30 protein-coding genes are annotated in these 26380 nt (G+C 34.5%); 25 read left to right on the forward strand and 5 right to left on the reverse strand.

Annotated features, from left to right (window positions below; all coding sequences use genetic code 11):
• Window positions 1–84 precede the first annotated feature (84 nt).
• Together KM149_RS06700 and KM149_RS06705 are read right to left on the reverse strand one after the other, a co-directional pair.
• On the reverse strand, window positions 85–489 hold the full coding sequence (locus KM149_RS06700; RefSeq protein WP_214969805.1) for a ribonuclease HI family protein: 405 nt from the start codon (window positions 487–489) through the stop codon (window positions 85–87).
• 131 nt (window positions 490–620) lie between these two features.
• Window positions 621–1319 carry a queuosine precursor transporter gene (locus tag KM149_RS06705; RefSeq protein WP_214969803.1) on the reverse strand — a complete coding sequence of 233 codons (699 nt, stop codon included), beginning with the start codon at window positions 1317–1319 and terminating at the stop codon, window positions 621–623.
• Window positions 1320–1529: 210 nt separating this feature from the next.
• Here KM149_RS06705 and KM149_RS06710 point away from each other — a divergent pair, with 210 nt between their 5' ends.
• From KM149_RS06710 to brnQ3, 24 genes are all read left to right on the forward strand, one after another.
• Window positions 1530–1715 carry a zinc-finger domain-containing protein gene (locus KM149_RS06710; RefSeq protein ID WP_050330897.1) on the forward strand — a complete coding sequence of 62 codons (186 nt, stop codon included), beginning with the start codon at window positions 1530–1532 and terminating at the stop codon, window positions 1713–1715.
• A gap of 28 nt (window positions 1716–1743) precedes the next feature.
• Entirely contained in the window at window positions 1744–2859 is a 1116-nt protein-coding gene (locus KM149_RS06715) for a virulence factor (protein ID WP_214969801.1), read from the forward strand.
• Window positions 2860–2887: 28 nt separating this feature from the next.
• Window positions 2888–3328, forward strand: a complete 441-nt coding sequence (gene brxA, locus KM149_RS06720) for a bacilliredoxin BrxA (RefSeq protein ID WP_050330899.1) — start codon at window positions 2888–2890, stop codon at window positions 3326–3328.
• A gap of 286 nt (window positions 3329–3614) precedes the next feature.
• Entirely contained in the window at window positions 3615–4568 is a 954-nt protein-coding gene (locus KM149_RS06725) for a thymidylate synthase (RefSeq protein WP_050345624.1), read from the forward strand.
• Window positions 4569–4584: 16 nt separating this feature from the next.
• Window positions 4585–5064, forward strand: coding sequence for a dihydrofolate reductase (locus tag KM149_RS06730; RefSeq protein WP_060829918.1), 480 nt, complete (start codon window positions 4585–4587; stop codon window positions 5062–5064).
• A gap of 19 nt (window positions 5065–5083) precedes the next feature.
• Window positions 5084–5935: a DegV family protein gene (locus KM149_RS06735; RefSeq protein WP_165545444.1), complete on the forward strand. Its 852-nt coding sequence runs from the start codon at window positions 5084–5086 to the stop codon at window positions 5933–5935.
• Window positions 5936–5953: 18 nt separating this feature from the next.
• Complete coding sequence (gene msrA / locus KM149_RS06740) at window positions 5954–6478, forward strand: peptide-methionine (S)-S-oxide reductase MsrA (protein WP_050330903.1); 525 nt, start codon at window positions 5954–5956, stop codon at window positions 6476–6478.
• The gene (gene msrB, locus KM149_RS06745; RefSeq protein WP_050330904.1) at window positions 6475–6903 is read left to right on the forward strand and encodes a peptide-methionine (R)-S-oxide reductase MsrB; all 429 of its coding nucleotides are present in this window, start codon (window positions 6475–6477) and stop codon (window positions 6901–6903) included. The genes msrA and msrB overlap by 4 nt, the downstream gene beginning before the upstream one ends.
• 13 nt (window positions 6904–6916) lie before the next feature.
• Window positions 6917–7417, forward strand: a complete 501-nt coding sequence (locus tag KM149_RS06750; protein WP_050330905.1) for a PTS sugar transporter subunit IIA — start codon at window positions 6917–6919, stop codon at window positions 7415–7417.
• Window positions 7417–7638, forward strand: a complete 222-nt coding sequence (locus KM149_RS06755) for a YozE family protein (protein ID WP_060829920.1) — start codon at window positions 7417–7419, stop codon at window positions 7636–7638. Before KM149_RS06750 ends, KM149_RS06755 begins: the two co-directional genes overlap by 1 nt.
• Window positions 7639–7744: 106 nt before the next feature.
• The gene (locus tag KM149_RS06760; RefSeq protein WP_214969799.1) at window positions 7745–9172 is read left to right on the forward strand and encodes a S41 family peptidase; all 1428 of its coding nucleotides are present in this window, start codon (window positions 7745–7747) and stop codon (window positions 9170–9172) included.
• A gap of 5 nt (window positions 9173–9177) precedes the next feature.
• Window positions 9178–9684 (forward strand): GNAT family N-acetyltransferase, encoded by a 507-nt coding sequence (locus tag KM149_RS06765; RefSeq protein ID WP_165545442.1) that lies wholly within the window; start codon window positions 9178–9180, stop codon window positions 9682–9684.
• 9 nt (window positions 9685–9693) lie between these two features.
• Window positions 9694–10764 carry an undecaprenyldiphospho-muramoylpentapeptide beta-N-acetylglucosaminyltransferase gene (locus KM149_RS06770; RefSeq protein WP_241415208.1) on the forward strand — a complete coding sequence of 357 codons (1071 nt, stop codon included), beginning with the start codon at window positions 9694–9696 and terminating at the stop codon, window positions 10762–10764.
• A gap of 12 nt (window positions 10765–10776) precedes the next feature.
• A complete protein-coding gene (locus KM149_RS06775) occupies window positions 10777–11391 on the forward strand; it encodes a phosphatase PAP2 family protein (RefSeq protein WP_182317365.1) in 615 nt (204 codons plus the stop codon).
• A 266-nt stretch (window positions 11392–11657) separates the two neighbouring features.
• The gene (locus KM149_RS06780; protein WP_241415209.1) at window positions 11658–12335 is read left to right on the forward strand and encodes a response regulator transcription factor; all 678 of its coding nucleotides are present in this window, start codon (window positions 11658–11660) and stop codon (window positions 12333–12335) included.
• Window positions 12332–13696 (forward strand): HAMP domain-containing sensor histidine kinase, encoded by a 1365-nt coding sequence (locus KM149_RS06785; protein WP_050330910.1) that lies wholly within the window; start codon window positions 12332–12334, stop codon window positions 13694–13696. The genes KM149_RS06780 and KM149_RS06785 overlap by 4 nt, the downstream gene beginning before the upstream one ends.
• A 99-nt stretch (window positions 13697–13795) precedes the next feature.
• Window positions 13796–16582, forward strand: coding sequence for a 2-oxoglutarate dehydrogenase E1 component (locus KM149_RS06790; protein WP_245393518.1), 2787 nt, complete (start codon window positions 13796–13798; stop codon window positions 16580–16582).
• Between the two features lie 14 nt (window positions 16583–16596).
• Window positions 16597–17868 carry a dihydrolipoyllysine-residue succinyltransferase gene (sucB, locus tag KM149_RS06795; protein ID WP_182280357.1) on the forward strand — a complete coding sequence of 424 codons (1272 nt, stop codon included), beginning with the start codon at window positions 16597–16599 and terminating at the stop codon, window positions 17866–17868.
• A gap of 245 nt (window positions 17869–18113) precedes the next feature.
• On the forward strand, window positions 18114–18350 hold the full coding sequence (locus KM149_RS06800; RefSeq protein WP_182280356.1) for a hypothetical protein: 237 nt from the start codon (window positions 18114–18116) through the stop codon (window positions 18348–18350).
• 65 nt (window positions 18351–18415) lie between these two features.
• The gene (locus KM149_RS06805; RefSeq protein WP_241415210.1) at window positions 18416–19240 is read left to right on the forward strand and encodes a VOC family protein; all 825 of its coding nucleotides are present in this window, start codon (window positions 18416–18418) and stop codon (window positions 19238–19240) included.
• Between the two features lie 6 nt (window positions 19241–19246).
• Window positions 19247–19450 (forward strand): DUF6501 family protein, encoded by a 204-nt coding sequence (locus KM149_RS06810; RefSeq protein ID WP_016425060.1) that lies wholly within the window; start codon window positions 19247–19249, stop codon window positions 19448–19450.
• 97 nt (window positions 19451–19547) lie between these two features.
• Complete coding sequence (locus KM149_RS06815) at window positions 19548–20345, forward strand: ATP-binding protein (protein ID WP_371317742.1); 798 nt, start codon at window positions 19548–19550, stop codon at window positions 20343–20345.
• A gap of 11 nt (window positions 20346–20356) precedes the next feature.
• The gene (locus KM149_RS06820) at window positions 20357–22246 is read left to right on the forward strand and encodes a vWA domain-containing protein (RefSeq protein WP_241415211.1); all 1890 of its coding nucleotides are present in this window, start codon (window positions 20357–20359) and stop codon (window positions 22244–22246) included.
• A 109-nt stretch (window positions 22247–22355) separates the two neighbouring features.
• Complete coding sequence (brnQ3, locus tag KM149_RS06825) at window positions 22356–23702, forward strand: branched-chain amino acid-like transporter carrier protein BrnQ3 (protein WP_050330918.1); 1347 nt, start codon at window positions 22356–22358, stop codon at window positions 23700–23702.
• 70 nt (window positions 23703–23772) lie between these two features.
• On the opposite strand, the gene KM149_RS06830 is transcribed toward brnQ3, so the two are convergent.
• Genes KM149_RS06830 through KM149_RS06840 form a run of 3 tightly spaced genes read right to left on the reverse strand, consistent with a single transcriptional unit; the run spans window position 23773 to window position 25871 of the window.
• The gene (locus KM149_RS06830; RefSeq protein ID WP_241415212.1) at window positions 23773–24948 is read right to left on the reverse strand and encodes a toxic anion resistance protein; all 1176 of its coding nucleotides are present in this window, start codon (window positions 24946–24948) and stop codon (window positions 23773–23775) included.
• Window positions 24948–25586, reverse strand: a complete 639-nt coding sequence (locus KM149_RS06835; RefSeq protein WP_050332183.1) for a 5-bromo-4-chloroindolyl phosphate hydrolysis family protein — start codon at window positions 25584–25586, stop codon at window positions 24948–24950. Before KM149_RS06835 ends, KM149_RS06830 begins: the two co-directional genes overlap by 1 nt.
• 12 nt (window positions 25587–25598) lie before the next feature.
• Window positions 25599–25871, reverse strand: a complete 273-nt coding sequence (locus tag KM149_RS06840) for an acylphosphatase (RefSeq protein ID WP_050330921.1) — start codon at window positions 25869–25871, stop codon at window positions 25599–25601.
• A gap of 161 nt (window positions 25872–26032) precedes the next feature.
• Between KM149_RS06840 and msaA the strand changes: the two genes are divergently transcribed.
• Window positions 26033–26341 (forward strand): regulatory protein MsaA, encoded by a 309-nt coding sequence (gene msaA, locus KM149_RS06845; RefSeq protein WP_050330923.1) that lies wholly within the window; start codon window positions 26033–26035, stop codon window positions 26339–26341.
• Window positions 26342–26380 lie beyond the last annotated feature (39 nt).

The following is a 26380-nucleotide window of genomic DNA, read 5'->3' on the forward strand; positions in this document are numbered from 1 at the left end:
AATGAGGCATAGATGTCAATATTACAAAAAAGTACCGAGATTAACTTATGAAAAACAGTTAATCTCGGTACTTTTTCATTTGGATTAATCAGACTGTTGCTTAATTGTTTGGTATAACTTAACTTGCGCTAATTGATTTGCTGCTTTATTTTGCTTTCTTGGGACCCATTTCACAAAGCAAAGTGCAAAATGGTTTGATTCATTTAAGTAACGCTCAAGATAAGCTTTAAAGCGTTTATTTTTAACATATTCTCGATTCACAGCATCTTCGATAAGTTGTGAATCCGTATAGATTAGTGCAGTCTCGATATTTAACGCTTTGGCCTGTTCCATTGCAAACAGGAGTGCTTCCCATTCTGCAGTATGATTGTCCATCATCCCTAACACTTTAGTGGCTGTATAACGCTCATGTTCATCTACAATCACGACGCCACATGTGCTTAGACCCGGATTGCCTTTCGTTGCTGCATCAAAATGTATTTTCGCCAATAGAGCTCACCACACTTCAACTTCTTTAAGATTAAATACGATATCGTATTACATTATTACAGAAATATTCACCCGCAAGATTAATGACCAATTCAAAGTCATTTTCAATTTTAAATTAACACGATTGCTGATCAATAGCCATCATCTTTAATTTTACCTTTACGATAAAGTGATTTTGCCCAATAACCAAATGGCACATTCAAAATTGTAGAAAGCAATTTTAATAAATACGTTGTTATAAATATTTCAAATATAACAGAATTAGGTAGACTGCCATAAAAAGCGATGAGCACAAATAACGCAGTATCAAATATCGAACTAAACGTTGTACTTCCATAAGCACGTATAAAAAATGTGCGATCCGATTTAAATATTCTCTTAATCACATTAAATACGAACACATCAATGTGTTGGCCGATGATATAAGCAATGATTGAGGCAAATGCAATACGAGGTACGACATCAAAAATAGATTTCAATGCATTTTGTGCCATATCCGCATCACTTGGTTGAAATGCTAGGGAGATTTGCATGACGATAATCATCACTAAAGTGGATGAAAAACCTAACCAAACTGCTCTTTTAGCAACTTTACGGCCATAAATATCATTCAATACATCAGTTGCAAGATAAATAGAAGCAAACATAATGTTACCTAAAGTGGCTGAAATCATAAATATATCCACCGTTTTCAATACTTGGATATTCGCAATAATAGTTCCTATCGCGACCCACGCATATAATCCGGCCTTACCAAATAAACGAAACATTAAAACCATTAATATAAATGTAACTAAAAACGCGACTAAACCTAGCCATTCGTTATACAATGAGAATCCCTCCTAAATTTTGTTAAAGCGGGTGTTTAGAAACCGCTCAACGATATAACTTTACTATTATAAGCAAACCCTGTTGTATTTTCAAGATAGGTTTTTCTGAAAGGATTGAGGGAATCGATAAGTTTAAACACTTCAATGTACCTATCAATCATGTTAACATAGTGAATATTGTATGCATTATATTTTAAAGAGGTGAATTTTGTGCTCACTGAATCTAAGAGAAATGCTATTGCCGAGATTGACCAACTCTCTCAGCAATATTGTGAGCAATGTCTTGTTAAATCATACATTCGAAAAGTAAAAGGGAAGACACAAGCACATCACTTCTGCATCAATGAATGTTCAATTGGAAAGCAAATTCGACAACTTGGAAACGAGTTGCAATAAATGTCATGATTTGATGAGGAGGTTTTTTATGGAAATTGTTAAGGTAGAGCCTACGCCTAGTCCCAATACCATGAAAATTGTTTTATCTGAAACAAGGGAAGGTCGTCATTCTACGACTTATACGAAAGTTAAAGAAGGACAACCTCCCTTTATCAATGCTATTTTGAAAATAGAAGAAGTTAAATCTGTTTTTTATGTGTTAGATTTTATAGCGGTTGATAAAACACCTAAAGCAGATTGGGAGAATGTTTTGCCTAAAGTCACTGCGGCGCTCAATCATGATCAGCAAGATTCTCTTTCTGAAATTCAACCGGACTCACATTTTGGGGAAATTAAAGTAGAAGTACTAAAGTTTAAAGGAATCCCATATCAGGTTAAATTAACTACAGGGGAAAAAGAGTATAGAGCGCAATTAGAGGATCGCTTTGTCAATGCGATGCTTTCTACACAATTACCTGAAGATAACGTCGTATTTTTACGCAAATGGGCATCACTAGGTGTAAGATATGGTGATATCGAAGACGTTATGGCAGAAGTCATTGAAGAAATGCACGCAGTTTATCCTCAACATGTTTTAGACCAATTGGTTGAAGAAGCTAAAAATACTAATATCACCGTTCCTGAAAAGCATTATACTCATGTTTCTTTAGAGACATATCAGCAAACAGCGGATTGGAAAACACGTCTACGGATGCTTAAATCTTTTCCAACGCCAACCGCAGACGACTATCCTTTACTCGATGTGGCATTAACTGAAAGTAAAGTACCATTAAGAAGAGAAGCTGTTGTCTTACTGAGTATGATTGAAGACAAAGCCACACTTCCATACTTATATAAAGGTTTAAGAGATCAAAGCCCAGCAGTTAGAAGAACAGCAGGAGACAGTATTAGCGATTTAGGCTTTAAGGAAGCTTTACCAGAAATGGAACGCGCGCTCGACGATCCACAAAAAATAGTGAGATGGCGTGCTGCAATGTTTCTTTTTGATGAGGGCGGTCCTGCACAATTGGATAGTTTAAAAGCGCATCAAGACGATTCGGCGTATGAAGTAAAGCTCCAAATTGAAATGGCGATTACGCGTATTGAAAATGGAGAAGACGCGCTTGGATCTGTTTGGAAGCAAATTGCAAATCGAAATCAATAAATGATTAAATAGAGGGAGTGTATTTATAATGAATGCATATGACGCTTATATGAAAGAACTTGCTGCACAAATGAGAGGCGAGTTAACAGAAAATGGATTTGAAAGTTTAGAGAGTGAAGCGGATGTTAGTGAATATATGGCAAATGTGGAAGACGATTCAACGACATTTGTTGTCATCAACTCAACTTGTGGTTGCGCAGCAGGACTTGCGCGTCCAGCAGCAGTGGCTGTCGCTGAACAAAATGAAAACAAACCTAATCATAAAGTAACAGTATTTGCCGGTCAAGACAAAGAAGCAACAGCTAAAATGAGAGAATATATTCAACAAGTACCATCAAGTCCATCATTTGCACTATTTAGAGGAACACAACTTGTGCACTTTATGCCACGTGAACATATCGAAGGTCGAGATATTAATGATATCGCCATGGATATTAAAGACGCTTTCGATACACATTGCCAAGCATAATTTTTTAACAAGGATTGAAACATGCCAAACAAATGCTGTTTCAATCCTTTTTGACGTTCATATAGTAGCGACAGGATATTATCATCTAATGACTCATTGCGACAAAAGGAAGGTAAGGTTTCATTAATTAGAAGTAAGCAAAGGTGTCAGACAGGCAAGTAAGAGCATACGTTTATCTAGAAACCAATCACTGGCCAGTAAGCATCTCTTGTCAACAACGTTGTTTTTATTTTTCAAATAGTTAAAAATCGTCTATTATATATACTAAGAGAAAGAGGTGAATGTCATGAATCCATTTGATCAAGCGTATCACAGCTTATGTGAAGAAGTATTAAAAATTGGAAATCAACGTGATGATAGAACAGCCACAGGCACCATTTCTAAGTTTGGTCATCAACTTCGATTCGATCTTTCGAAAGGGTTCCCGTTACTCACTACTAAAAAAGTTTCGTTTAAGTTGATTGCTACTGAATTAATATGGTTTATTCGAGGCGATACAAATTTAAGATATCTTTTAAAATATAATAACAACATATGGAATGAATGGGCATTTGAAAAGTATGTCCAAAGTTCAGACTACCACGGTCCAGATATGACTAATTTTGGTCATCGTGTCCAACGTGACTCAGAATTTGCAAAAATATACCAACAAGAGATGAACAACTTTAAACATCAAATATTGAACGACGATGCTTTCATGGAAAAACACGGAGATTTAGGTAATGTCTACGGTAAACAATGGCGTGATTGGATTGGTGCCGATGGGCAGCATTATGATCAACTTAAAACAGTTATTGAACAAATTAAGACGCAGCCTAATTCGAGACGTCATATTGTGAGTGCTTGGAATCCATCAGAAATTGAAACAATGGCTCTTCCGCCATGTCATACGCTATTTCAATTCTATGTAGAGAACAATCGATTGAGTTGCCAACTCTATCAAAGAAGTGCTGACATCTTTTTAGGTGTTCCATTTAATATTGCAAGCTATAGTCTGTTGACGCATCTTATCGCAAAAGAATGTCAATTAGAAGTAGGTGAATTTGTTCATACTTTTGGAGATGCGCACATTTATAGCAATCATATAGAAGCGATTCAAACACAGCTTGAACGAACAAGCTACGCACCACCTCAGTTAAAAATTAATTCTGATTGCTCGATATTTGATATAGAATATGAAGATTTAGAGATTGTTAATTATCAATCACATCCAGCAATAAAAGCACCGATTGCTGTATAAATAAAGGAGCAAACAAATGACACTATCTATTTTAGTCGCACATGATCAACATCGTGGTATTGGATTCCAAGGGCAATTACCTTGGCATTTACCTAATGATTTGAAGCATGTCAAAAAATTAACCACAGGACATACACTTGTTATGGGACGCGCCACTTTTGAGTCAATTGGCAAGCCACTACCTCAACGTAGAAATGTTGTGTTGACTCGAAATAAGGACTTCCATCATGATGGCGTTGATGTGATACATGACATTGATGAGATACAATCCATTAAAGACGAACATGTTTTTATATTTGGCGGACAATCTTTATTCGAAACATACATCGACAAAGTTGACGACATGTATATCACAGTGATAGATGATGAATTTCAAGCAGATACTTTTTTTCCACCTTATACATTTGAAGAGTGGAAAGTCGTTTCTGCAGAAGAAGGTACAGTAGACGAGAAAAACAAGTACCCACATACATTTTTACATTTGACTCGAAAGTAAATCTTGGAGGTTTCATACTATGCAACAAATTATTGTTACTGATTCAACATCAGACTTAGAACTATCATTTTTAAAACAACATAATATTCACGTCGTTCCATTAAGCGTTACAATTAATGGCGATTCTTACGAAGATCAAACTGAAATTACAAATGAATCTTTTTCTCAATACTTGGGCCATGATGAAAATGATCTTAAAACAAGTCAACCTCCAATCGGAAAATTTGTAGAGAAATATGAGGAACTTGCTCAAACTGGTGCTGAAATTATTAGTATCCATCTATCTTCAGGTTTAAGTGGCACTTATCAAACGGCTGTCCAAGCAAGTGAAATGGTTGATGCTAAAATTACTGTCATTGATTCAAAATCAATTTCGTTTGGTTTGGGCTATCAATTGAAATGTTTAACACAATGGGTTGAAGCTGGCTTTTCAACAGAAGAAATCCTTAATAAACTAAAAAAATTACAAGAAAATATCAAGTTATATGTCATTATCGGTCAATTAGACCAACTGATTAAAGGTGGACGCATTAGTAAGGCAAAAGGCCTGATTGGTAACTTTATGAAAATCAAGCCAATTGGTGAACTTGTAGATGGTAATTTAGAAATGATTCATAATGCACGTACACAAAATGCATGTATTAAATTTATACTGAAAGATTTAAAATCATTTATCGGTGATAATGCTATTGAATCCATTGGTATATCGCATGCAAAAGCACAAGATTTTATGGATAAATTTAAAGAAAAATTAGACGAAACATTTAATATACAAAAATTTGAATTTGGACATACGACGCCCGTGGTTTCTACGCATACAGGTGCGGGTGCAATTGGTTTAGTTGTCTTGAAAAATTCTAAAGACTTATAAAACACGGAGGTGTCAGAAATGGCGATAGCAACATTAGCAGGCGGATGTTTTTGGTGCCTCGTAAAACCATTTACATCATATGACGGTGTTAAGAGCATCACTTCTGGTTATAGTGGTGGCACTGTTGAATATCCAACTTATGAAGAAGTGTGTACGAATACAACCGGACATGTTGAAGCTGTTCAAATTGTATTTGATGAACAAGTGATATCTTTTAGTGATATATTAGATATTTATTTTAAAACATTTGATCCTACTGACAAAAATGGACAATTTTTTGATAGAGGGGAAAGTTATCGACCTGTCATTTTTTATCATGATGAGGTACAGAAAGAAAGTGCACTGAAGAAAATTGATGCGCTAAATGAGGCAAAAATATTCGATAAACCTGTCGTCACACCGGTAGAACCTTATAAAAATTTCTATCCAGCAGAAGACTATCATCAAGATTATTATAAAAAACATCCCGTTCATTATTACCAATATCAACGTGGATCTGGTAGAAAAGCATTCATCAAAAAACATTGGGGTGATCAAGCATGATTAAAAAAGATAAAAAGGATTTAACTGACTTAGAATATCTCGTAACACAACAAGATGGGACAGAACCTCCATTCCGAAATGAATATTGGAATCATTATGAAAAAGGCATTTATGTGGATAAAATTTCAGGGAAACCACTGTTTACATCCGATGATAAATTTGAATCAGATTGTGGTTGGCCTAGTTTTTCAAAAGCCATTGATGATCAAGATATTATAGAACTTGTCGATAAATCTTTTGGAATGATTCGAACAGAAGTCCGTTCTGAAGATAGCAACAGTCATCTTGGTCATGTCTTTAATGACGGTCCAAAAGAACGTGGTGGATTACGTTATTGCATTAATTCAGCAGCAATTCAGTTTATTCCTTATGAAAAACTTGAAGCACTCGGTTATGGTGATCTCGTAAAACTTTTTGATAAATAAAGGAGTTAACAAGATGTTCAAAAAACTTTTCGGTAAGAATAATGAAGCAAGCAAAGATATTACGGTTTATGCACCTATTAGTGGAGAACTTGTAAAAATCGAAGACATTCCAGATCCAGTTTTTGCTCAGAAAATGATGGGAGAAGGGTTTGGCGTGCAACCTATTGAGGGTACAGTTGTTTCACCTATAGATGGTGTTGTAGATAATGTTTTCCCTACTAAACATGCAATTAGTTTAAAAGCTGATAATGGCCTTGAAGTGTTAGTTCACATTGGCTTAGATACTGTTCAACTTAATGGTGAAGGATTTGAAGTTTCAGTTGAAAGTGGTGATCGAGTGAAAATGGGTGATGCGCTCGTATCGTTTGATTTAGAATTTATTAAACAGAACGCTAAATCTACTGTTTCTCCAATTATCATTACCAATACTGCTAGCACGGAATCAATTCAATTTGAAGAGCCATCACATCTGAGCAAAGGTGAAACTTCAGTGATAGAAGTGAAAATGAAATAATGAAAGATGCATCATTTTATCAATTCGCATTAACTGTACGTGGCCGCAAAGATGCACAAGGAACACTCGCAGAAATGATTTTTGAAGATTTATCATTTCCTAAATATGAGAAAAGTTTCGATGTATTGTCCGAATATATTGAAACGGAAGGTAATTATACTTTACCTATGTCTGTCTTTGATGATTTATATGAAGAATATCAAGAATGGCTACAATTTTAATGTGATGTATATCTTTCCACATATGCGTTTTAAGGGTGCGGACGAGCAATGTCTCACCCTTTTTCCTTTTAGTAATCAGAAAATCAAATAAGAAGGTGAATTACGATTGAGTACGTCTAACAACAATAAAAAGCCGAAACGTTACATATCTTTTAGAACCTTTATTTTAAGTATCCTACTCACTTTTGTTTTAACCGTATTAGTCATCGCAGGGGGATTTTTTTACTATAACCATTCATCTCAAAACCAAAAAGTGACTGCGAATGCCCAGAAACTAAGTGACGTATACGAATTAATTGCGAATGACTATTATAAAAAGCAAGATAAAGATCAACTTCTCGATCACGCAATTAAAGGCATGACAAAAAGCTTAAACGATCCATACACTGAATATTTATCGCAAGATGAAACTAAATCTTTTCAAGAGGATGTTTCTGGAGATTTTGTCGGAATCGGTGCCGAAATGCAACAAAAAGGAAAACAAATTATTATTACAAGTCCAATGAAAGATTCACCTGCAGAAAAAGCTGGGATAAAACCTAAAGATGAATTATTAGCAATAAATGGTCATTCGACTAAAAACAAAGCGCTCAATGCCATTATTCCTGAAATACGCGGTAAAAAAGGAACTGAAGTCAAACTGACAATTAAAAGAGGCAATGACACAAGAGATATTACGGTTAAAAGAGATAAGATTCATGTAAAAAGTGTCGAATACAAAAAACATGGACAGATAGGTGTGTTTAAAATTAATAAATTCCAAGAAGGCACTGCAGGAGAACTTAAATCTGCCATTCAGCAATCACAAAAAGAAGGTGTCACACAAGTATTATTGGATTTAAGAAATAACCCTGGTGGCTTGTTGGACGAAGCTGTAAAAATGGCAAATATTTTCCTTGATAAAGGAGAAACTGTCGTCAAACTCGAAAAAGGCAATCAAAAAGATGCTGTTAAAACAGCAAACCAACCGTTAGATCATATTAAAGATATGAAGATTTCAATTTTATTAAATGAAGGTTCAGCGAGTGCTTCTGAAGTATTCTCAGGTGCGCTACACGACCATCATATTGCCAAAATTTATGGTACAAAATCATTTGGTAAGGGTATCGTACAAACGACACGTGAATTTAAAGATGGATCTTTATTGAAATTTACTGAAATGAAATGGTTAACGCCTGATGGTCATTACATTCACGGTAAAGGCATTAAGCCAGACGTTCCAGTTAAAGGTGCAGACTATGAAAATATTAAACCAATTCCGACAGATAAAACTTATCAACAAGGCGACCACGATAAAAATATACGCTCCATTAAAATTGGAATAAAAGCCTTAGGTTATTCAATAGATACAGTTGACGAATCATACGATGCGCAATTATCAACTGCAATTAAAGCATTTCAACAAAAAAATCACATAGAGGCAAATGGGATGTTTAACGAAGAAACAAATCGTCTATTTACAGAAAAGCTAGTAGAAAAAGCAACGAGTGAAGATCCTATGCTTGAACAAACGCTAAAGAAACTTGAGGAGTGATTTCATTGATTAGAAAAGCAACATTACAAGACCTTAATCAAATCGAAGCTTTAACAGAAGAAGCAAAACAATTAATGATTGAGGATAACAATCCACAATGGGATCATCGTTACCCACTTAAAAACCATTTTAAAACAGATATTGAAATGGGAGGCCTATACGTTTATGACGATTCAGAAATAAAAGGTTTTATCGTTATTGACCAAAACGCACCGGATTGGTATGATGCGCTTGAATGGCCAATTGATAAATCGAATGCTTATGTCATTCATCGCCTTGTCGCATCGCCACAATATCGTGGCATTGCACAACAACTGATGCAATTCGCAATGGACTTGGCAGAATCACATCACGTTCAAATTTTGTTGACAGATACATTTTCACAAAATAAACGTGCACAAGGATTGTTCAAAAAATATGATTTTGTCAAAACTGGTGAAATGACAAGTACTGAATTTCCTTTTGATAAGGGAAAACCATTTTATGCATATTATAAAAATTTAACAGAATAGAGGGTTAATATGGTTAAAATTGCATTTACAGGTGGCGGAACTGTTGGACATGTGTCGGTCAACTTGAGCTTAATTCCGACTGCAATAGAGAAAGGGCACGAGGCATTTTATATTGGTTCAAAAAAGGGAATAGAACGTGAAATGATTGAATCGCAATTGCCTCAAACACCTTATTATGTCATTTCTAGTGGTAAATTACGTCGCTACTTTTCTTTTGAAAACTTGAAAGATGTCTTTAAAGTGCTAAAAGGGATTTTAGATGCACGTAAAGTTTTAAAACGCGAAATGCCAGATATCGTATTTTCAAAAGGGGGCTTTGTCTCCGTGCCAGTTGTATTAGCTGCAAAATCATTGAAAATACCTACAATTGTTCATGAATCTGATTTAACACCGGGACTAGCCAATAAAATTGCAATTCAGTTTGCCAAAAAACTTTATACGACATTTGAAGATACATTAAAACATGTTCCAAAAGAAAAAGCAGATTTCGTCGGGGCTACCATTCGAGAAGATTTGAAGCGCGGCAATAAAACACGTGGTTATCAATTAACTGGATTTAATCCAAACAAAAAAGTGTTACTTGTGATGGGCGGCAGTATGGGAAGCCTTAAAATAAACGAGGCCATTCGTCGTCATCTTGATACATTGCTTGAAACTTATCAGATTATTCATTTGACTGGTAAAGGTTTAGTCGCGCCACATGTCCAAACTGAAGGTTATGTACAATTTGAATTTGTTAAAGATGATTTAACGGATTTACTCGCGATTACAGATACCGTCGTTTCAAGAGCGGGTTCAAATGCGATTTATGAATTTCTAGCATTACGTTTGCCAATGCTTTTAATCCCATTAGGTCTTGACCAATCACGAGGGGATCAAATTGATAATGCGCGATATTTCGAAAAGCAAGGTTACGCTACCATGTTAGATGAGTCTGAACTCTCTAGTGAAACATTGATGGCAGCACTCAATGAAATTGAAAAAAATAGAGCTCAATATATTAATAATATGGAAAATTTCAATGAAAGTTATACGAAAGATGATTTACTTGAAAAAATTATTCATGATGCACTTGGTTAAGGAGGTTAATCCATGTCTCATTGGAAACGAATTTCACTTTTACTCATTTTCACACTGATATTTTCAGTGATTGCCATGTTTCATGAATCTCGCATAGGCAAGTGGATTGATAATGAAGTTTATTCATTTATTTATTCTTCAGAGAGTTTTATATCCACTTCTATCTTTTTCGGTGCAACTCAAATCGGTGAAGTTTGGGCAATGATTACACTATCACTCATTGTTGTGACATTACTTATGCTTTATAAATATAAAATTGAAGCGCTCTTTTTTGCACTGACTATGATAATGTCGGGCGTAACTAATCCGATACTTAAAAATATATTCGATAGAGAACGACCAACTTTGTTACGACTCATTGATATATCAGGTTTTAGTTTTCCAAGCGGACATGCCATGGGAGCAACAGCATTTTTTGGAAGTTTAATGTTTGTTGCACACCGCATTTTAAAAGGGAAATCAAAAGCTTTTGTTATAAGTGCAAGTGCACTATTTATCATTTTGATTTCTAGTTCTCGTGTCTATCTCGGGGTTCATTATCCAACTGACATCATTGCAGGAATTGTAGGCGGTGTGATTTGTATTTTAATTACTCAACTCATCCTACGTAAACAATTGAATCTATAAAAGTAACAAAGCCGCCGCAAATGAATGCGACGGCTTTTATTTAACGTTTAATATCAACGAATTTTTATACGGGCATATAAAAGGGGATATTATTGAAAATGACTCAATCTTAAGAACGAATTGTAGTGGGGGGTCGTTGTGATTGATAATCATTTTCAATTACATTATAACTCATTGAGAATGATTGTCAATTAAAAATGCAAAATTTTTTAAAAAACTTTCCCGTTTTATAGTTTTAGCATATGATTATGGAAGAGGTGACAAACATGAAAAAAGTACTCATTGTAGAAGATGAAAAAAACTTAGCTCGCTTTATTGAATTAGAACTTAAACATGAAAATTATGATGTAGAAATTAGAAATGATGGCGCTTCAGGATTGAATCGCGCTTTACAACATGATTTTGATCTTATTTTATTAGATTTAATGTTACCTGAAATGGATGGTTTAGAAGTTTGTAAAAGATTGCGTACGCAAAAAGATACGCCTATCATTATGATTACTGCTAAAGGTGAAATAGAAGATAAAGTCACTGGGTTAGATTATGGCGCTGACGATTATATTGTCAAACCTTTTGAAATTGAAGAATTATTAGCTAGGAGTCGTGCATTGATACGACGGTACACAGATGAGCATGCAGCTAAATCAAATGTGATAGAAATAGATGGCATCAAAATAGATAAAAATGCTTTCAAAGTATGGTATGAAAATGAAACTCTCGAACTCACTAAAACCGAGTTTGATTTATTATTACTCCTTGCAGAAAACAAAAATCGCGTCTTGCATCGAGAACAAATTCTTGATCATGTTTGGGGTTATGCATCTGAAGTCGAAACAAATGTAGTAGATGTATATATTAGATATTTAAGAAATAAATTGAAAAAAATCGATAAACAAAAGCTAATTGAAACGGTTAGAGGTGTAGGATACGTGATCAGACAATGAAACAATCGACACTAAAAACCAAATGGACATTTGTGACGACACTCATTACATTTCTTATTATTTTCATATTTTGCTTACTCATTATCTATGCAATTAGTAGTTTACTCAAGCAAAATGAATTTCAAAAAGCAGAAAGAAGTGCTGATGATCTTTACAATCTTTTAGAGACAAAACCGGTAAAAAATATTACAGCTTTAGAGTATAGTTCCGTCACAGATAGCTCTCAAAAAGTCATTCTTTATGATGAACATGGACATAAATTATTAGAAAACTCAAATACAACGAATATCCAGTTCTCACCACCTTTTCACCCTCACGAAACACGAAATATTAAAATTATACGAAATGATAAAGGCTCATATATTACTGTTTCTAATCCTGTAGATACGAGTCACTTTAAAGGCTATGCTACGATTGTTCATTCTCTTGATGTTTACGATGATTTGCTCAATTTTATTACCTACTTAGCACTTATATTTGGTTTTATCGCATTATTTGTAACCGCATGTATTAGTTATTTCTTTTCATCGCAAATCACACAGCCGATTAATATTATTACTGAAAAGATGACTCAAATTAGACGTAATGGGTTTCAAGAGAAACTCGAAGTGCCTACGAATTACGAAGAAACAGATGCGCTGATTGACACATTTAACAGTATGATGGTCAAACTTGAAAATTCGTTTAATCAACAAAAGCAATTTGTTGAAGATGCTTCACATGAATTGCGCACACCGTTACAAATCATACAGGGCCATCTCAATTTAATTCAACGTTGGGGTAAAAAAGACCCTGACATATTAGAAGAATCATTGAATATTTCATTAGAAGAAATGAATCGAATTACAAAACTTGTCGAAGAATTATTATTGTTAACTAAAGATGACTCACGCTTAACTGACAATCAAACAGAAAAAGTAGATGTAAACGAAGAAATTAAAAATCGTATACATTCTTTACAACAAATTCACCCAGACTATCAATTTGACTTTTCATCTAATTTAGATTTTATCTATTTAGATATTAATTCTTTCCATCTAGAACAAATACTTTTAATCTTTCTCGACAACGCAATTAAATATGATACGAAAAATAAGCATGTATCAATATCAACAAAACTGATTAACAACCAAGTCTTAATTAAAATTACAGATAAGGGGATGGGCATACCTCAAGCAGATCAAGCACATATATTTGATCGTTTCTATCGTGTTGATAAATCTCGTTCTCGCCAACAAGGTGGAAACGGACTTGGTTTATCAATTGCACATAAAATGGTGAAACTATATAACGGTCGTATTTCAGTCAAAAGTGAAGTGGGTCAATTTACAACATTTATCATCAGCTTCGATTCATTGTAATAACTATAATTATCCAATTTTTTGCCTTTAAATGTTCACATTTTAATGCTATTATTGACCTGTAAGCGTTTTTATTTTTTAAAATGTGGAGGGTGGATTATGAAGAACGATAAACAGGTGACAGAGGCACCTGTAAACTTTGGAACAAATTTAGGATTAATTTTAGAACTTTATGATCAATATTTAGATGATCCTAGTTCTGTTACTGAAGATTTACAAGTTCTCTTTAGTACAATTAAAGACGGTGAAGCAACAGTTTCATCAAAACATCAATCAAGCTCAGGGGATAGCACGATAAAACGTGTCATGCGATTAATTGATAATATTAGACAATATGGTCATTTAGAGGCTGATATTTATCCTGTAAACGCGCCTCAACGTACGAATATTCCTAAATTAAATCCAGAAGACTTTAATTTAGACAAACAAACACTTGAGGGTATCTCAGCAGAAATCGTTTCTGACCATTTTAAGGATATTTATGATAATGCGTATGAAGCCATAGTGAGAATGGAAAAACGGTACAAAGGTCCTATCGCTTTTGAATATACACATATTAATAATAATAAAGAACGTGTATGGCTGAAACGTAGAATTGAGACACCTTATAAAGCAAGCCTCAACAAGGAAGAAAAAATTAAACTATTTAAACTTCTCGCGCACGTAGAGGGGTTTGAGAAATACCTTCACAAAAACTTCGTAGGTGCAAAAAGATTTTCAATCCAAGGTGTAAATACCCTCGTGCCTATGATTACTCAAACAATTAAACGTGCAGCAGAAGAACAAATTACAAATATTCAAATTGGTATGGCACATCGCGGGCGTTTAAATGTGCTAACCCATGTACTTAAAAAGCCTTACGAAATGATGCTTTCTGAATTTATGCATACAGATCCGATGAAGTTTTTACCTAAAGATGGCAGTTTAAAAATCACTTCAGGTTGGACAGGAGACGTTAAGTATCATTTAGGTGGCATTAAAACAATTAAAGACCATGGCTTTGAACAACGTATCACATTAGCAAATAACCCTAGCCATCTTGAAGTTGTGGCACCTGTTGTCACTGGACGTACAAGAGCTGCACAAGATCGCACTGACGCCTCAAGTCAAATTGAGACAGATTACAATAGTGCAATGCCAATCATCGTTCATGGTGATGCCGCTTATCCCGGTCAAGGTGTTAATTTTGAAACAATGAACTTGGGTAACTTGAATGGTTTCTCCACTGGAGGTACTTTGCATATTATTACGAATAACCGTATTGGTTTTACAACAGATCCAGAAGATGGCCGTTCAACAACTTATGCAACAGATGTCGCTAAAGGTTATGACGTTCCAATACTACATGTGAATGCAGATAATGTAGAAGCTACAATCGAAGCTATCGATATTGCTATGGAATTTAGAAAAACATTCAACAAAGATGTCGTTATTGATTTAGTTGGCTATCGTCGTTTCGGTCACAATGAAATGGATGAGCCAACTCTTACCAATCCATTACCATATAAAGAAATTAAAAAGCATGACACTTCAGAGGTTATCTACGGTCAACAATTGGTGGATGAAGGCGTGATTAGTAAAGACGAGATGGATGAAGTGATTGAAGGCGTACAAAAAGAAATGCGTCAAGCACACGACAAAATTGATAAGAAAGATACAAATAACAATACTGATATGGCAATGCCTGAAAGTATCACAAAACCGTTAGCAAATAATGATTCTGAATTATCGCTTGAAAGATTAAAAGAAATTAATGAAGCAATGCTCAATTATCCTGAAACATTTAATGTATTTAAAAAGTTAAATCGTATCCTCGAACAACGTAGAGAACCTTTTGAAAAAGAAGGCGGTCTCGTAGACTGGGCACATGCTGAGCAATTGGCATTTGCTACAGTGATGCAAGAAGGAATCCCAATTCGTATGACAGGTCAAGACTGTGAGCGTGGTACATTTAGTCATCGTCATGCAGTCCTACATGATCAAGAAAATGGAGAAACGTACATTCCGTTACAACATGTACCTGATCAAAAAGCAACTTTTGATATTCATAATTCACCATTATCAGAAGCTGCTGTTGTTGGCTTTGAATATGGATACAATGTAGAAAATCCATCATCGTTCAATATTTGGGAAGCACAATTCGGTGATTTTTCGAATATGGCACAAATGTATTATGATAACTTTATTTTCTCAAGTAATGCAAAATGGGGAGAACGTTCAGGATTGACATTCTTCTTACCACACGCGTTTGAAGGACAAGGTCCCGAACACTCATCAGCACGTTTAGAACGCTTCTTGCAACTGGCAGCAGAAAACAATATGACAGTATGTAACTTATCAAGTTCAAGTAACTATTTCCATTTGCTACGTGCACAAGCAGCAAGTTTAGCCACAGATGCGATGAGACCTTTAGTCTTAATGTCACCAAAAGGCTTATTACGTAATAAAACTGTTGCACAGCCTATTGATGCATTTACAAGCGGTGGATTTGAACCTATTCTTACTGAAAATCACGACGCAAATAAGATTAAAAAGGTCATTTTAGCATCAGGAAAAATGTTTATTGATTTGAAAGAACGTCTAAAAGAATCACCAAACGATGAAATTTTAATTGTAGCTGTTGAAAGACTTTATCCATTTCCAAAAGAAGAAATTGAGTCGCTATTAAAAACATTACCAAAACTTGAAACCATTGCATGGGTTCAAGAAGAACCGCAAAACCAAGGTGCATGGTACTTTGTTCACCCTATTTTAAATGAACTTGCAGGGGATCAATATCAACTCATTTATCACGGCAGAAAACATCGTGCTGCACCTTCTGAGGGTGATGGAGAGATTCACAAACTTGTTCAAAATATCATTATTGAAAATAGTTTAAATATTTAGGGGGCATATTTAAAATGGCAGAGGTAAAAGTTCCAGAGTTAGCAGAATCAATTACAGAAGGTACCATTGCAGAATGGTTAAAACAAGTAGGTGACACTGTTGAAAAAGGTGAAGCCATACTTGAACTAGAAACGGATAAAGTAAACGTTGAAGTCGTTTCTGAAGAAGAAGGTACAATTCAAGAATTACTTGTAGAAGAAGGCGATACAGTTGAGGTCGGTCAAGCAATCGCTGTTGTAGGCGAAGGTGGCGCAAAAGCATCAAATACAGATGATTCTAAAAAAGAAGCATCATCAAAAGAAAAAGATGATAAACAAGAAAGCCAGTCTGATCAAAAAGCAGTAGCAAAATCAGATAAACAAAATGAAGTCGCACAAACTGCTTCAAATGAACGAATCAATGCCACACCGTCAGCTAGACGTGCTGCACGTGAAAAAGGCATCAGTTTGAGTGAAGTGAGTAGCAAAGCGAACGATGTTATTCGTAAAGAAGATGTTGCTCGTGGCCCTCAAGAACAACAAGCAACAAAATCATCAGATAAGCAAAATGAATCAAAATCACAAGCACCACAAAATCCGAACAAACCAGTGATTCGTGAAAAAATGAGCCGTAGAAAGAAAACTGCAGCTAAAAAATTATTAGAAGTGAGCAACAATACAGCAATGCTGACAACTTTCAATGAAGTTGATATGACAAATGTTATGGAATTGCGTAAACGTAAAAAAGAAAAATTTATGGAAGACCATAATGGTACAAAGTTAGGCTTTATGTCATTCTTCACAAAAGCTGCAGTTGCCGCTCTTAAAAAATATCCAGAAGTTAACGCAGAAATTGATGGCGACTATATGGTAACGAAACAGTTTTATGATATCGGTGTGGCCGTTTCGACACCAGGTGGATTATTAGTTCCAAACGTTCGTGATTGTGATAAAAAGAACTTTGCAGAGATTGAAGAAGAAATTGCACGCTTAGCTGCTAAAGCACGTGACAATAAACTCTCTCTCGATGATATGGTCAATGGTTCATTTACAATTACTAATGGTGGTATCTTCGGTTCAATGATGTCAACACCAATTATTAATGGTAACCAAGCTGCAATACTAGGTATGCATTCTATTATGACAAGACCGATTGCAATTGATAAAGATACGATTGAAAATCGACCAATGATGTACATTGCTTTAAGTTACGACCATCGAATTATCGATGGAAAAGAAGCAGTAGGTTTCTTAAAAACGATTAAAGAACTGATTGAAAATCCTGAAGATTTATTATTAGAATCATAAAAAGAAACTACTTTACACATTAAAATACAACGGTGTCATGCACCGTTGTATTTTTACATTCGACCAACTTAATAAGCTTTATTTTATCTCTATGTCGCTATGCTATTCATTACATTGAATAGTGAAAAATGATAAGTATTTATTTTTAAATGAATAATCATTATATATTCAATTGTCAATACATATTCAAACTTTGCTATATACGTTACAATAAAAGATAAGTGCATTAAGAAAGGATTTGACAAATGAATCGTAAATTAATAGTGCCTGTATTAACAGGGGGCATTTTCCTAATTTTAATCAATATAGGGTTGATGATAGCAAGCCTAGTTGGTTCTATTCATTACTATCCTATTTTCCAAACGATAGGCTTAGCATTACTCGTACTATATGGTTTTGATATGATGAAATACAGTCATGCGAAGTCCATATATTTGTGGGCAGGAATTCTTTTTATTGTGTTTGGTATTTTCTTTAAATAATAATAGCGATAACGTAACTTTAAGATGAAATCTAAAACGGACTTAAGAAAGAAGGAGAATCATTTATGTCTCATATTCGAAGTATTACACTTGCGACTGAAAATATAGACAAAACGATTGATTTATTTCATAATGTGTTAGGAATGACTTATCAAAAAAAGAATCACACTGTTCAATTTGGTGATGCAGCAATTAATCCAGGAACAAGAATACAATTTGTTGAAGTGAATCAACCTATTCACCCAGAGCATCAGCATTTTCAACTGATTGGATTGCGTACACCTTCAGATGAAGGAATTCGGGAATATGAAGATATTTTTCATCAACATCGTCTTGATTTTCAAGAACCCACATTCATGAATGGTCATTCACACCTCGCTTTTTATGATTCCAATGAACAACGATTTGACATTTTTTCAAACGAAAACAATACGGGTGTGGGTCTAGGTATACCAAATGAAGAGAGTACCGTTAATCCACTTCATCAACTTCAAGGCGTGGGCCCAGTGATTATTAAAACAAATGAGTTGATGATTACGATTGCTTTATTAACGCAAATATTCAATTTTGAAGTTTTTGCAGAATACGTGACACCACAAACACAAATACGCACAGTTGTATTACAATCTCAAAATGGTGGCTTAGGCGCTGAAATTCACGTGTTTGAATCAGAAGAAACCGTAATACTCCCAGAATATGGCATTGTAGAGCAAGTCGAGTTTACTGCACAAAATATTTCTGAATTTAATGATGCAATTAATAAATTAAAAGCGCATCAAATGCCTTACGAAAATTTAAAAAATGATCAACAACATACACGTTCTATTCGCATTAATGATGCGAACGGTATTTCATATATCTTAACTTTAGAACAACAAGAGGAAGGATGAAATTAGATGTTACACGAAACTTGGAAAGAACAAACACCTCAAAAGCAAGTTAAAGTCATTCATACAGATGCAAAGAAATTTACAGTAAGTGATATGCTAACTATTGGTAATACATATCCAGTCGTTAATGAAACAGAAGAGTATTATCAAATTATTGATAATTCTGGTCATGTCGGTGGATACTATAAAACTTATTTTGAAGAAGTTTAATACAAACGGACATAGAAAATAGATGTGACAAAAAGCGGGGGTATCTTTTTACTCACGTCTTTTTTCATGCACTGAATTAGAAAGGATTTTGGGAATGATGAAAGAACAATTTACAAGTTATATAAACTCAGATGAAACAGTATTAGGAGATGCTGAAAAATTATTTGCTTTAAATAAAAACATTTTACTTAAAGGGCCAACAGGATCTGGTAAAACTAAATTAGCCGAAACATTAAGTCATATCACTCAATTGCCTATGCATCAAATTAACTGTTCTGTGGATTTAGATGCTGAAAGTTTACTCGGCTTCAAAACAATTAAAACTTCAGAAGAAGGGCATCAAGAAATTGTCTTTATTGATGGGCCAGTCATTAAAGCGATGCGTGAAGGACATATTTTGTATATTGACGAGATTAATATGGCCAAACCTGAAACACTACCGATTTTAAACGGTGTTCTTGATTATCGAAGACAACTTACGAATCCTTTTACTGGTGAGGTCATCAAAGCCGCACCCGGATTTAAAGTGATTGCTGCAATTAATGAAGGGTACGTCGGTACATTACCCATGAATGAAGCTTTAAAAAACCGCTTTGTGGTCATTAATGTGGATTATATCGATGGCGATACATTGCATGATGTCATTAAAGCACAAAGTCTTTTGCAAGACGACCGATTAATCCATCAAATTATTAAATTTAATGAAGATCTGCGCACGATGACACAACAAGGTCAGCTTTCTGAAGAAGCAGCCAGTATACGTGCTTTAATTGATATGAGTGATTTAGCAACAGTGATGCCAATTGAAAGAGCCATACAACGTACCATTATTGATAAATTAGAAGATGAACGTGAGCAACAAGCGATAATGAATGCAGTAGAACTTAACTTTTAGAGGGTGATTTGATGAGCGATCGTTTTATCATGTTTAATGATGAACAACTTGATGCAATGAAAGTGATGATGCTCCAAGACCTTGCAAGGTTGTTACTGAAAAATGAAGACACGCAAGTAAAAATTCATAAATTTCCATATTATGACGCTATCCAAAATGAAGTAATCTGTAGTTCTTTTTGGGCACATCGACCTAAAACCATCGAACATACAGGCCTGAAAACTGATATTTTACTTGCAACGTATAGTTATTTTCATATGGATCCGCAAGTGGTCAATGAAGTTTTAAATAATGAAGAAGATTTTAAACATCCTAAACTGTATCGTCAATTATTTAAAATGATTGAGGAAATGCGTATTTTAAACTTAATTATCAAACAACGACCGATGACACAACGGATGATACAAGTCAGAAAGCAGATTCGCAAACAGTATTGTGAGTCACAAATCAATGTATACCGCACTAAAACATTATTCACTGACTTACTGTTTCTAAATTTAGAATTATCATTTTTACAAGATGATTTCTACACTGTACCGGATATTCATATTGAGTTAGAAGGCATATTAAATAGAATGTATCAATATCTGCCTGATGCTTTTCAACTTCGTTCTAGTGAAGAGACAATGTACCTTGTACAACGGATTATGTTTCAAGTGGACGACTGGCTCAGTGAAGATATGCTCAATGAATATTATCATATTCCTCGCCATATTTATGAAGCTTTATCAAATCTTACACTTGAAGATTTAAAACGGACAGATGCTGCACAAACAGATGGCCATCGAGATGAAGAAGAGGAAGTTGAAGCAGAGCAGATCGAGTCTAAACATGCAGATAGCAACACTGCTGGTGGTGCCTATCTCGAAATGGAATTACACGAAGGTGAAAACAGTGAGGTGTTAAGTGATAATGACACCGCAAGAGAAGGCGATAGTACAGACGATATGACTGATATGATCAGTAAAAAGGGACGCGGCTCTAAAGATACGAAGGAAAATGAAGAAGGCGGCGAACAAGGTCCATCAAATCACTTACTCAGTTTATCGGGTATCAATCAATATGTTGATATTAAGTGGAATGTACCGGAGATACAACCTGAATATTTCAAGGCTTATCTTCAAGTTCAGAGTGAAGTGCAATATGAGATAAAAGATTTAATTCAAATTATTAAAAAAACTATCGATCGTGAGTATCAAGATGTTCGCACGCATCTCACTAAAGGCCGTTTACAACGCAATTTAGTGAATTGGTTTATTGATGATCAATATAAACTTTTTTATAAAAAAGCTGATCAGAGTCGAACATTCGATGCGACTTTTACATTACTCATCGATGCCTCAGCGAGTATGCACGACAAAATGGAAGAAACGATTAAAGGGGTCGTACTTTTTCATGAAACTTTGAAATCTCTTAATGTTAAACATGAAATTTTAGCGTTTAATGAAGATGCTTTTGAAGCAGATGCTGAATATCAGCCTAATATTATTGATGAAATTATTCATTATCACCAATCTACGTTTAATACAGAAGCGCCAAGAATTATGTCATTAACACCTCAAGATGATAATCGTGATGGAGTAGCTATTCGAATTGCGAGTCAACGCTTATTAACACGTTCAGAGCAACAACGATTCTTAATTGTATTTTCTGATGGTGAGCCTTCTGCCTTCAATTATAGTCAAGATGGAATTTTAGACACGTATGAAGCTGTAGAAATAGCACGTAAACTGGGGATTGAAGTTTTCAACGTTTTCCTTAGCCAAGAACCTATTACTGAATCTATTGAACAAACCATTCATAACATTTATGGTCAATATGCGATATTTGTGGAAGGGGTTCAACATTTACCGAGTATGTTGTCTCCATTATTAAAAAAATTATTATTGAAATCATTTTAATACAAAACTTGAAGTTACATTTGTAATTTTCAGAAATTTTATAGACGATGGCAAATTCTTGTGATAGAATGAATCATATTTATTTAAAGGAATTTGAAGGAGTAGCAATATGAATAAAAACACTTTAATCATTGGCTTTATGTTATTTGCCATCTTTTTTGGCGCAGGAAATCTTATATTTCCACCAAACTTAGGCCTCGATAGCGGCCAATATTTTTGGCCATCTATTCTTGCTTTTGTACTAACAGGAATTGGTTTGCCATTACTCGGCGTTGTCGTTGGTGCATTAGATAAACAAGGTTATATCGGATCAATTAATAAAATACATCCTGCATTTTCAGTCGTATTTTTAGTTTCTATCTATTTAACAATAGGGCCTTTATTTGCAATACCTCGAACAGCTTCAACATCTTTTGAGATGACAGTAACACCAGTTATCCATTCGAGTAATCCTTTGTGGCTATTCATCTTTTCAGTTATATATTTTCTAATTGTTTTATATTTATGTTTGAATCCAGGTAAAATCGTTGACCGTATTGGTGCCATTTTAACACCTTTACTTTTAGTGACAATTATCGCAATGATTGTTAAAGGTTTTATCGATTTTGGAGGCAAACCGCAAAGTAGTGCAAATCCTGAAACTTACACTTCTGCTTTAGGTGGTTTTTCAAAAGGATTTACAGAAGGGTATTTAACAATGGATGCAATTGCAGCGATTGCATTTTCAATGATAGTGGTGAATGCAGTTAAAGCAACAGGTCTTAAACATGCAAATGCTATTTTCAAACAAACAGCAATGGCAGGTATCATTGCAGCAATTGCCTTAGCCGTTATTTATATCTCACTTGGCTTTATCGGTAATCACATGATTATCCCTGAAGATACAATGAAACGATTAGTAGATAACGATCAAAATATTGGGGCTTATTTATTAATTACAATGGCAGATGCGGGTTATGGTGCATTTGGTAAATATTTACTAGGTATTATCGTTGCACTCGCATGTTTAACAACAGCTTGTGGATTGGTTGTCTCTGTCAGTGAGTATTTCAATAGCATTTTACCTAAAATCTCTTATAAAGCATATGTTTACATTTTTACTTTAATTAGTTTTGTATTATCAAACTTAGGTTTAAATGCTGTAATCAAAATGTCTATACCGGTTTTACTCATTTTATACCCAATCGCGATTACGACAGTATTGTTAATTTTAATCGCACGTTTTATTCCAACACGACGAATTACGCAACAAATCACTGTGGCTGTTGTCACAATTGAATCTGCTTTAAGTGTTATGAATACAAACGGATGGTTAAAATTAAGCTTTATTAATCAACTTCCTTTACATCAACATTCACTTGAATGGTTCCCAATTGCTGTAGTTGCACTAATCATCAGCTATGTCATTGGTGCATTTGTAAAAAGGTCTAATATTATCGTTTACGAAAAAGAATAATCGCGAGTCATAATGAAACCACCGCATTCCTATTATGGATGCGGTGGTTTATTAAATGTTTTCATGCTGATTATTGCTGGTTTCTTTGAACTTTAGCTGTCGTCAGTCTTTCTTTTAAGTCACTTTCTAATAGCTTCAAGTCCGCTTCAGCTTGTTGTCTTTTTTGTCTACCTTCTTCTTGAATTTGCAGTGTTTCTTCAATCGTTTGAATAATGTTATCTTGAGTTGTCTTTAACGTTTCAATATCAACAATGCCACGCTCATTTTCTTGCGCAGCAATATTAGCGTTTTGACGCAACATTTCAGAGTTACGTAAAAGCATTTCGTTAGTTGTATCTGTTACTTGCTTTTGTGCAATAGCGGCTTTATGTTGACGTTGTAAAGTAAGCGCGATCGCCATCTGATTTTTCCATAAAGGAATACTTGTTAAAATTGAACTTTGAATTTTTTCAGCGAGCGCACGACTCACATTCTGAATCATTCGAATTTGTGGCGCCGATTGTAAAGAAATCTGTCTTGATAATTTCAAGTCATAAATTCGCTTATCTAAGCGATCTAAAAATTGTTCCATATCTGCAACTTCTTGAACTTTCATTTGATCAGATGTGCCTTTAGCTTCTTCACGCATTTGAGGCAATAGCTCTTGCTCAATCTCTTTCTTTTTCTGTTCACAAGCTTGAATGTATAAGTTTAAAATATCAAAATAATCTTTATTTTGTTGATACAAGCCATCTAACATTTGGATATCTTTTACTAATAGTGATTTGTTTTTATCGAGTTCTATCGAAATACGATCTACTTGAGCACTTACCGATTGCATTCGTGAAAATAGTTGTTGCATTGAATTTTTTGAACGCTTAAAAATTTTCTTTAAAAATGAATCGTCTTTTTGAGATAACGACTCAGGGTCGACTTCTTTAAGTTTTTTCATCAATTGCTCTAGTGTATCACCTATAGGGCCTACATCTTTAGATTGTATTTCATTCAACATTTGATGCGAAAAAGTTGAAAGCTGTGTTTGCGCATTAGCTCCAAATTTCAATAAACTTTCATGATTTAAAGGCTCAATTTGTGCAGATAAACTATTAATCTTTTGACGATCTTGTTCTGATAAATGTTTATCTAACTCTGATGATGTTTCTAAAGCTTGTACCTGACTTTGAGACGTCATTTCTTGGTCAAAAGATTTGAAATAATCATCTAAAGGATGAGCTGTCATTTCTTTAGAAAGGTCATTTTGTGTCATCAATCATTCTCCATTTCTTTCATATTTCTTTTCTGATATAGCTGATTAAGTTTTATTTCAGTGTCTAGTTGATTATAATCTTGTTCATTAATTTGTTTTAGATCAGCAATCAGCGTACGTTTGACTTCTTCTAATGTAATACGCGTTTGTTGTAATTTTTGTTGTTCTTCTGCCGATTTTAAAGGCATTTTCGCAAGACGCGTGTAACTTTCAACAAGATTAAGCGCATTATCAATATGTGAATAATAAAAACTCTCTATTTTATAAAATTGAAAAGGCCGTTGCTTAACGAGCGCGTTAATCGTACGACTCAAGCGAAAGATGTCATTAATCAACTTGAAATCTTGTACAGACCGCACACTTATAAATGTTTTTAAAATTCTTTTGATTTTACTTTGCGCTTGGTGAATTTGATGCACGATATAACGATAGTCTTTGCGCGACAAATTCATTTCTTGTAAATATGCACGTGACGTGAGTCTTTGTGTTGGAACATAACCTACAACAAATCCTGTAAAGCCTATCAACGTGTCTAAAATAAAATTCAAATCTAAGGCAAAAATACTTGTCAGCAGTGCGATAATAGAAACCGGAATACCGACAAAAACACCCCAAATACGAGAAAATATATACTTCATATTCATCTTCCTTTAAGATATCACTTTAAAATCTCTAAAATCTTTTTCTATTTCTAGTTCGTCAACAGAATAGTGTGTAACCCTTGAAGCAGGGGAGGCACCCTTTGATACAGCCTTAGTAAAGCTTTCAAGTTGTGTTTCATTCCCTTGAGCATGAACTTCTACATAATCATCTTTATTTTTTACATTGCCAACGATTTCATATTGCATCGCAAGTCGTTCAGTAAAATATCTAAACCCTACACCTTGCACCCGACCATATACACGGATTAAATAGTGCTTCATTTAACATCACCTCTTACAGTTAATTATAAGGATTTTCAGCCTAAAACTCTAATAATAAAGCTACATCACATGCCTAAGCTTTAAGTGCTTTAACTTGATTTTTAAATTTAAAAATATTATTTTTGATGAAAGGCATTTCTTGTATTTAGGGGGATAATTTCATGTGGGAAGTTGCTAAGATTCGTGCAGACTACGAAGGTTGGTGGTTATTCGATGACTGGCCAGAACACATCGTAGATACACAGAAGTTTGATTCGTATGACGCATTTATACAAGCATACCAACAGTTGATACAACAAGCGAAAGGCTATTATGACAATTACATCGTTGGCAAGCATAATATTTACGCATTTTATAATAATTGTGACATGAACTATTGCGAAGACTGTGAGGAAGATCTTCAAATCTTTTATAGCTATATTACATTAAAAAACGAAAAAATTTATTTAAATTTACCAATAATAGACTAATCGATAAATTTTAAATTCTATATTGCAAATCATGCACAA

Source organism: Staphylococcus coagulans, from assembly GCF_022557135.1.
Taxonomy (GTDB): Bacteria; Bacillota; Bacilli; order Staphylococcales; family Staphylococcaceae; genus Staphylococcus; species Staphylococcus coagulans.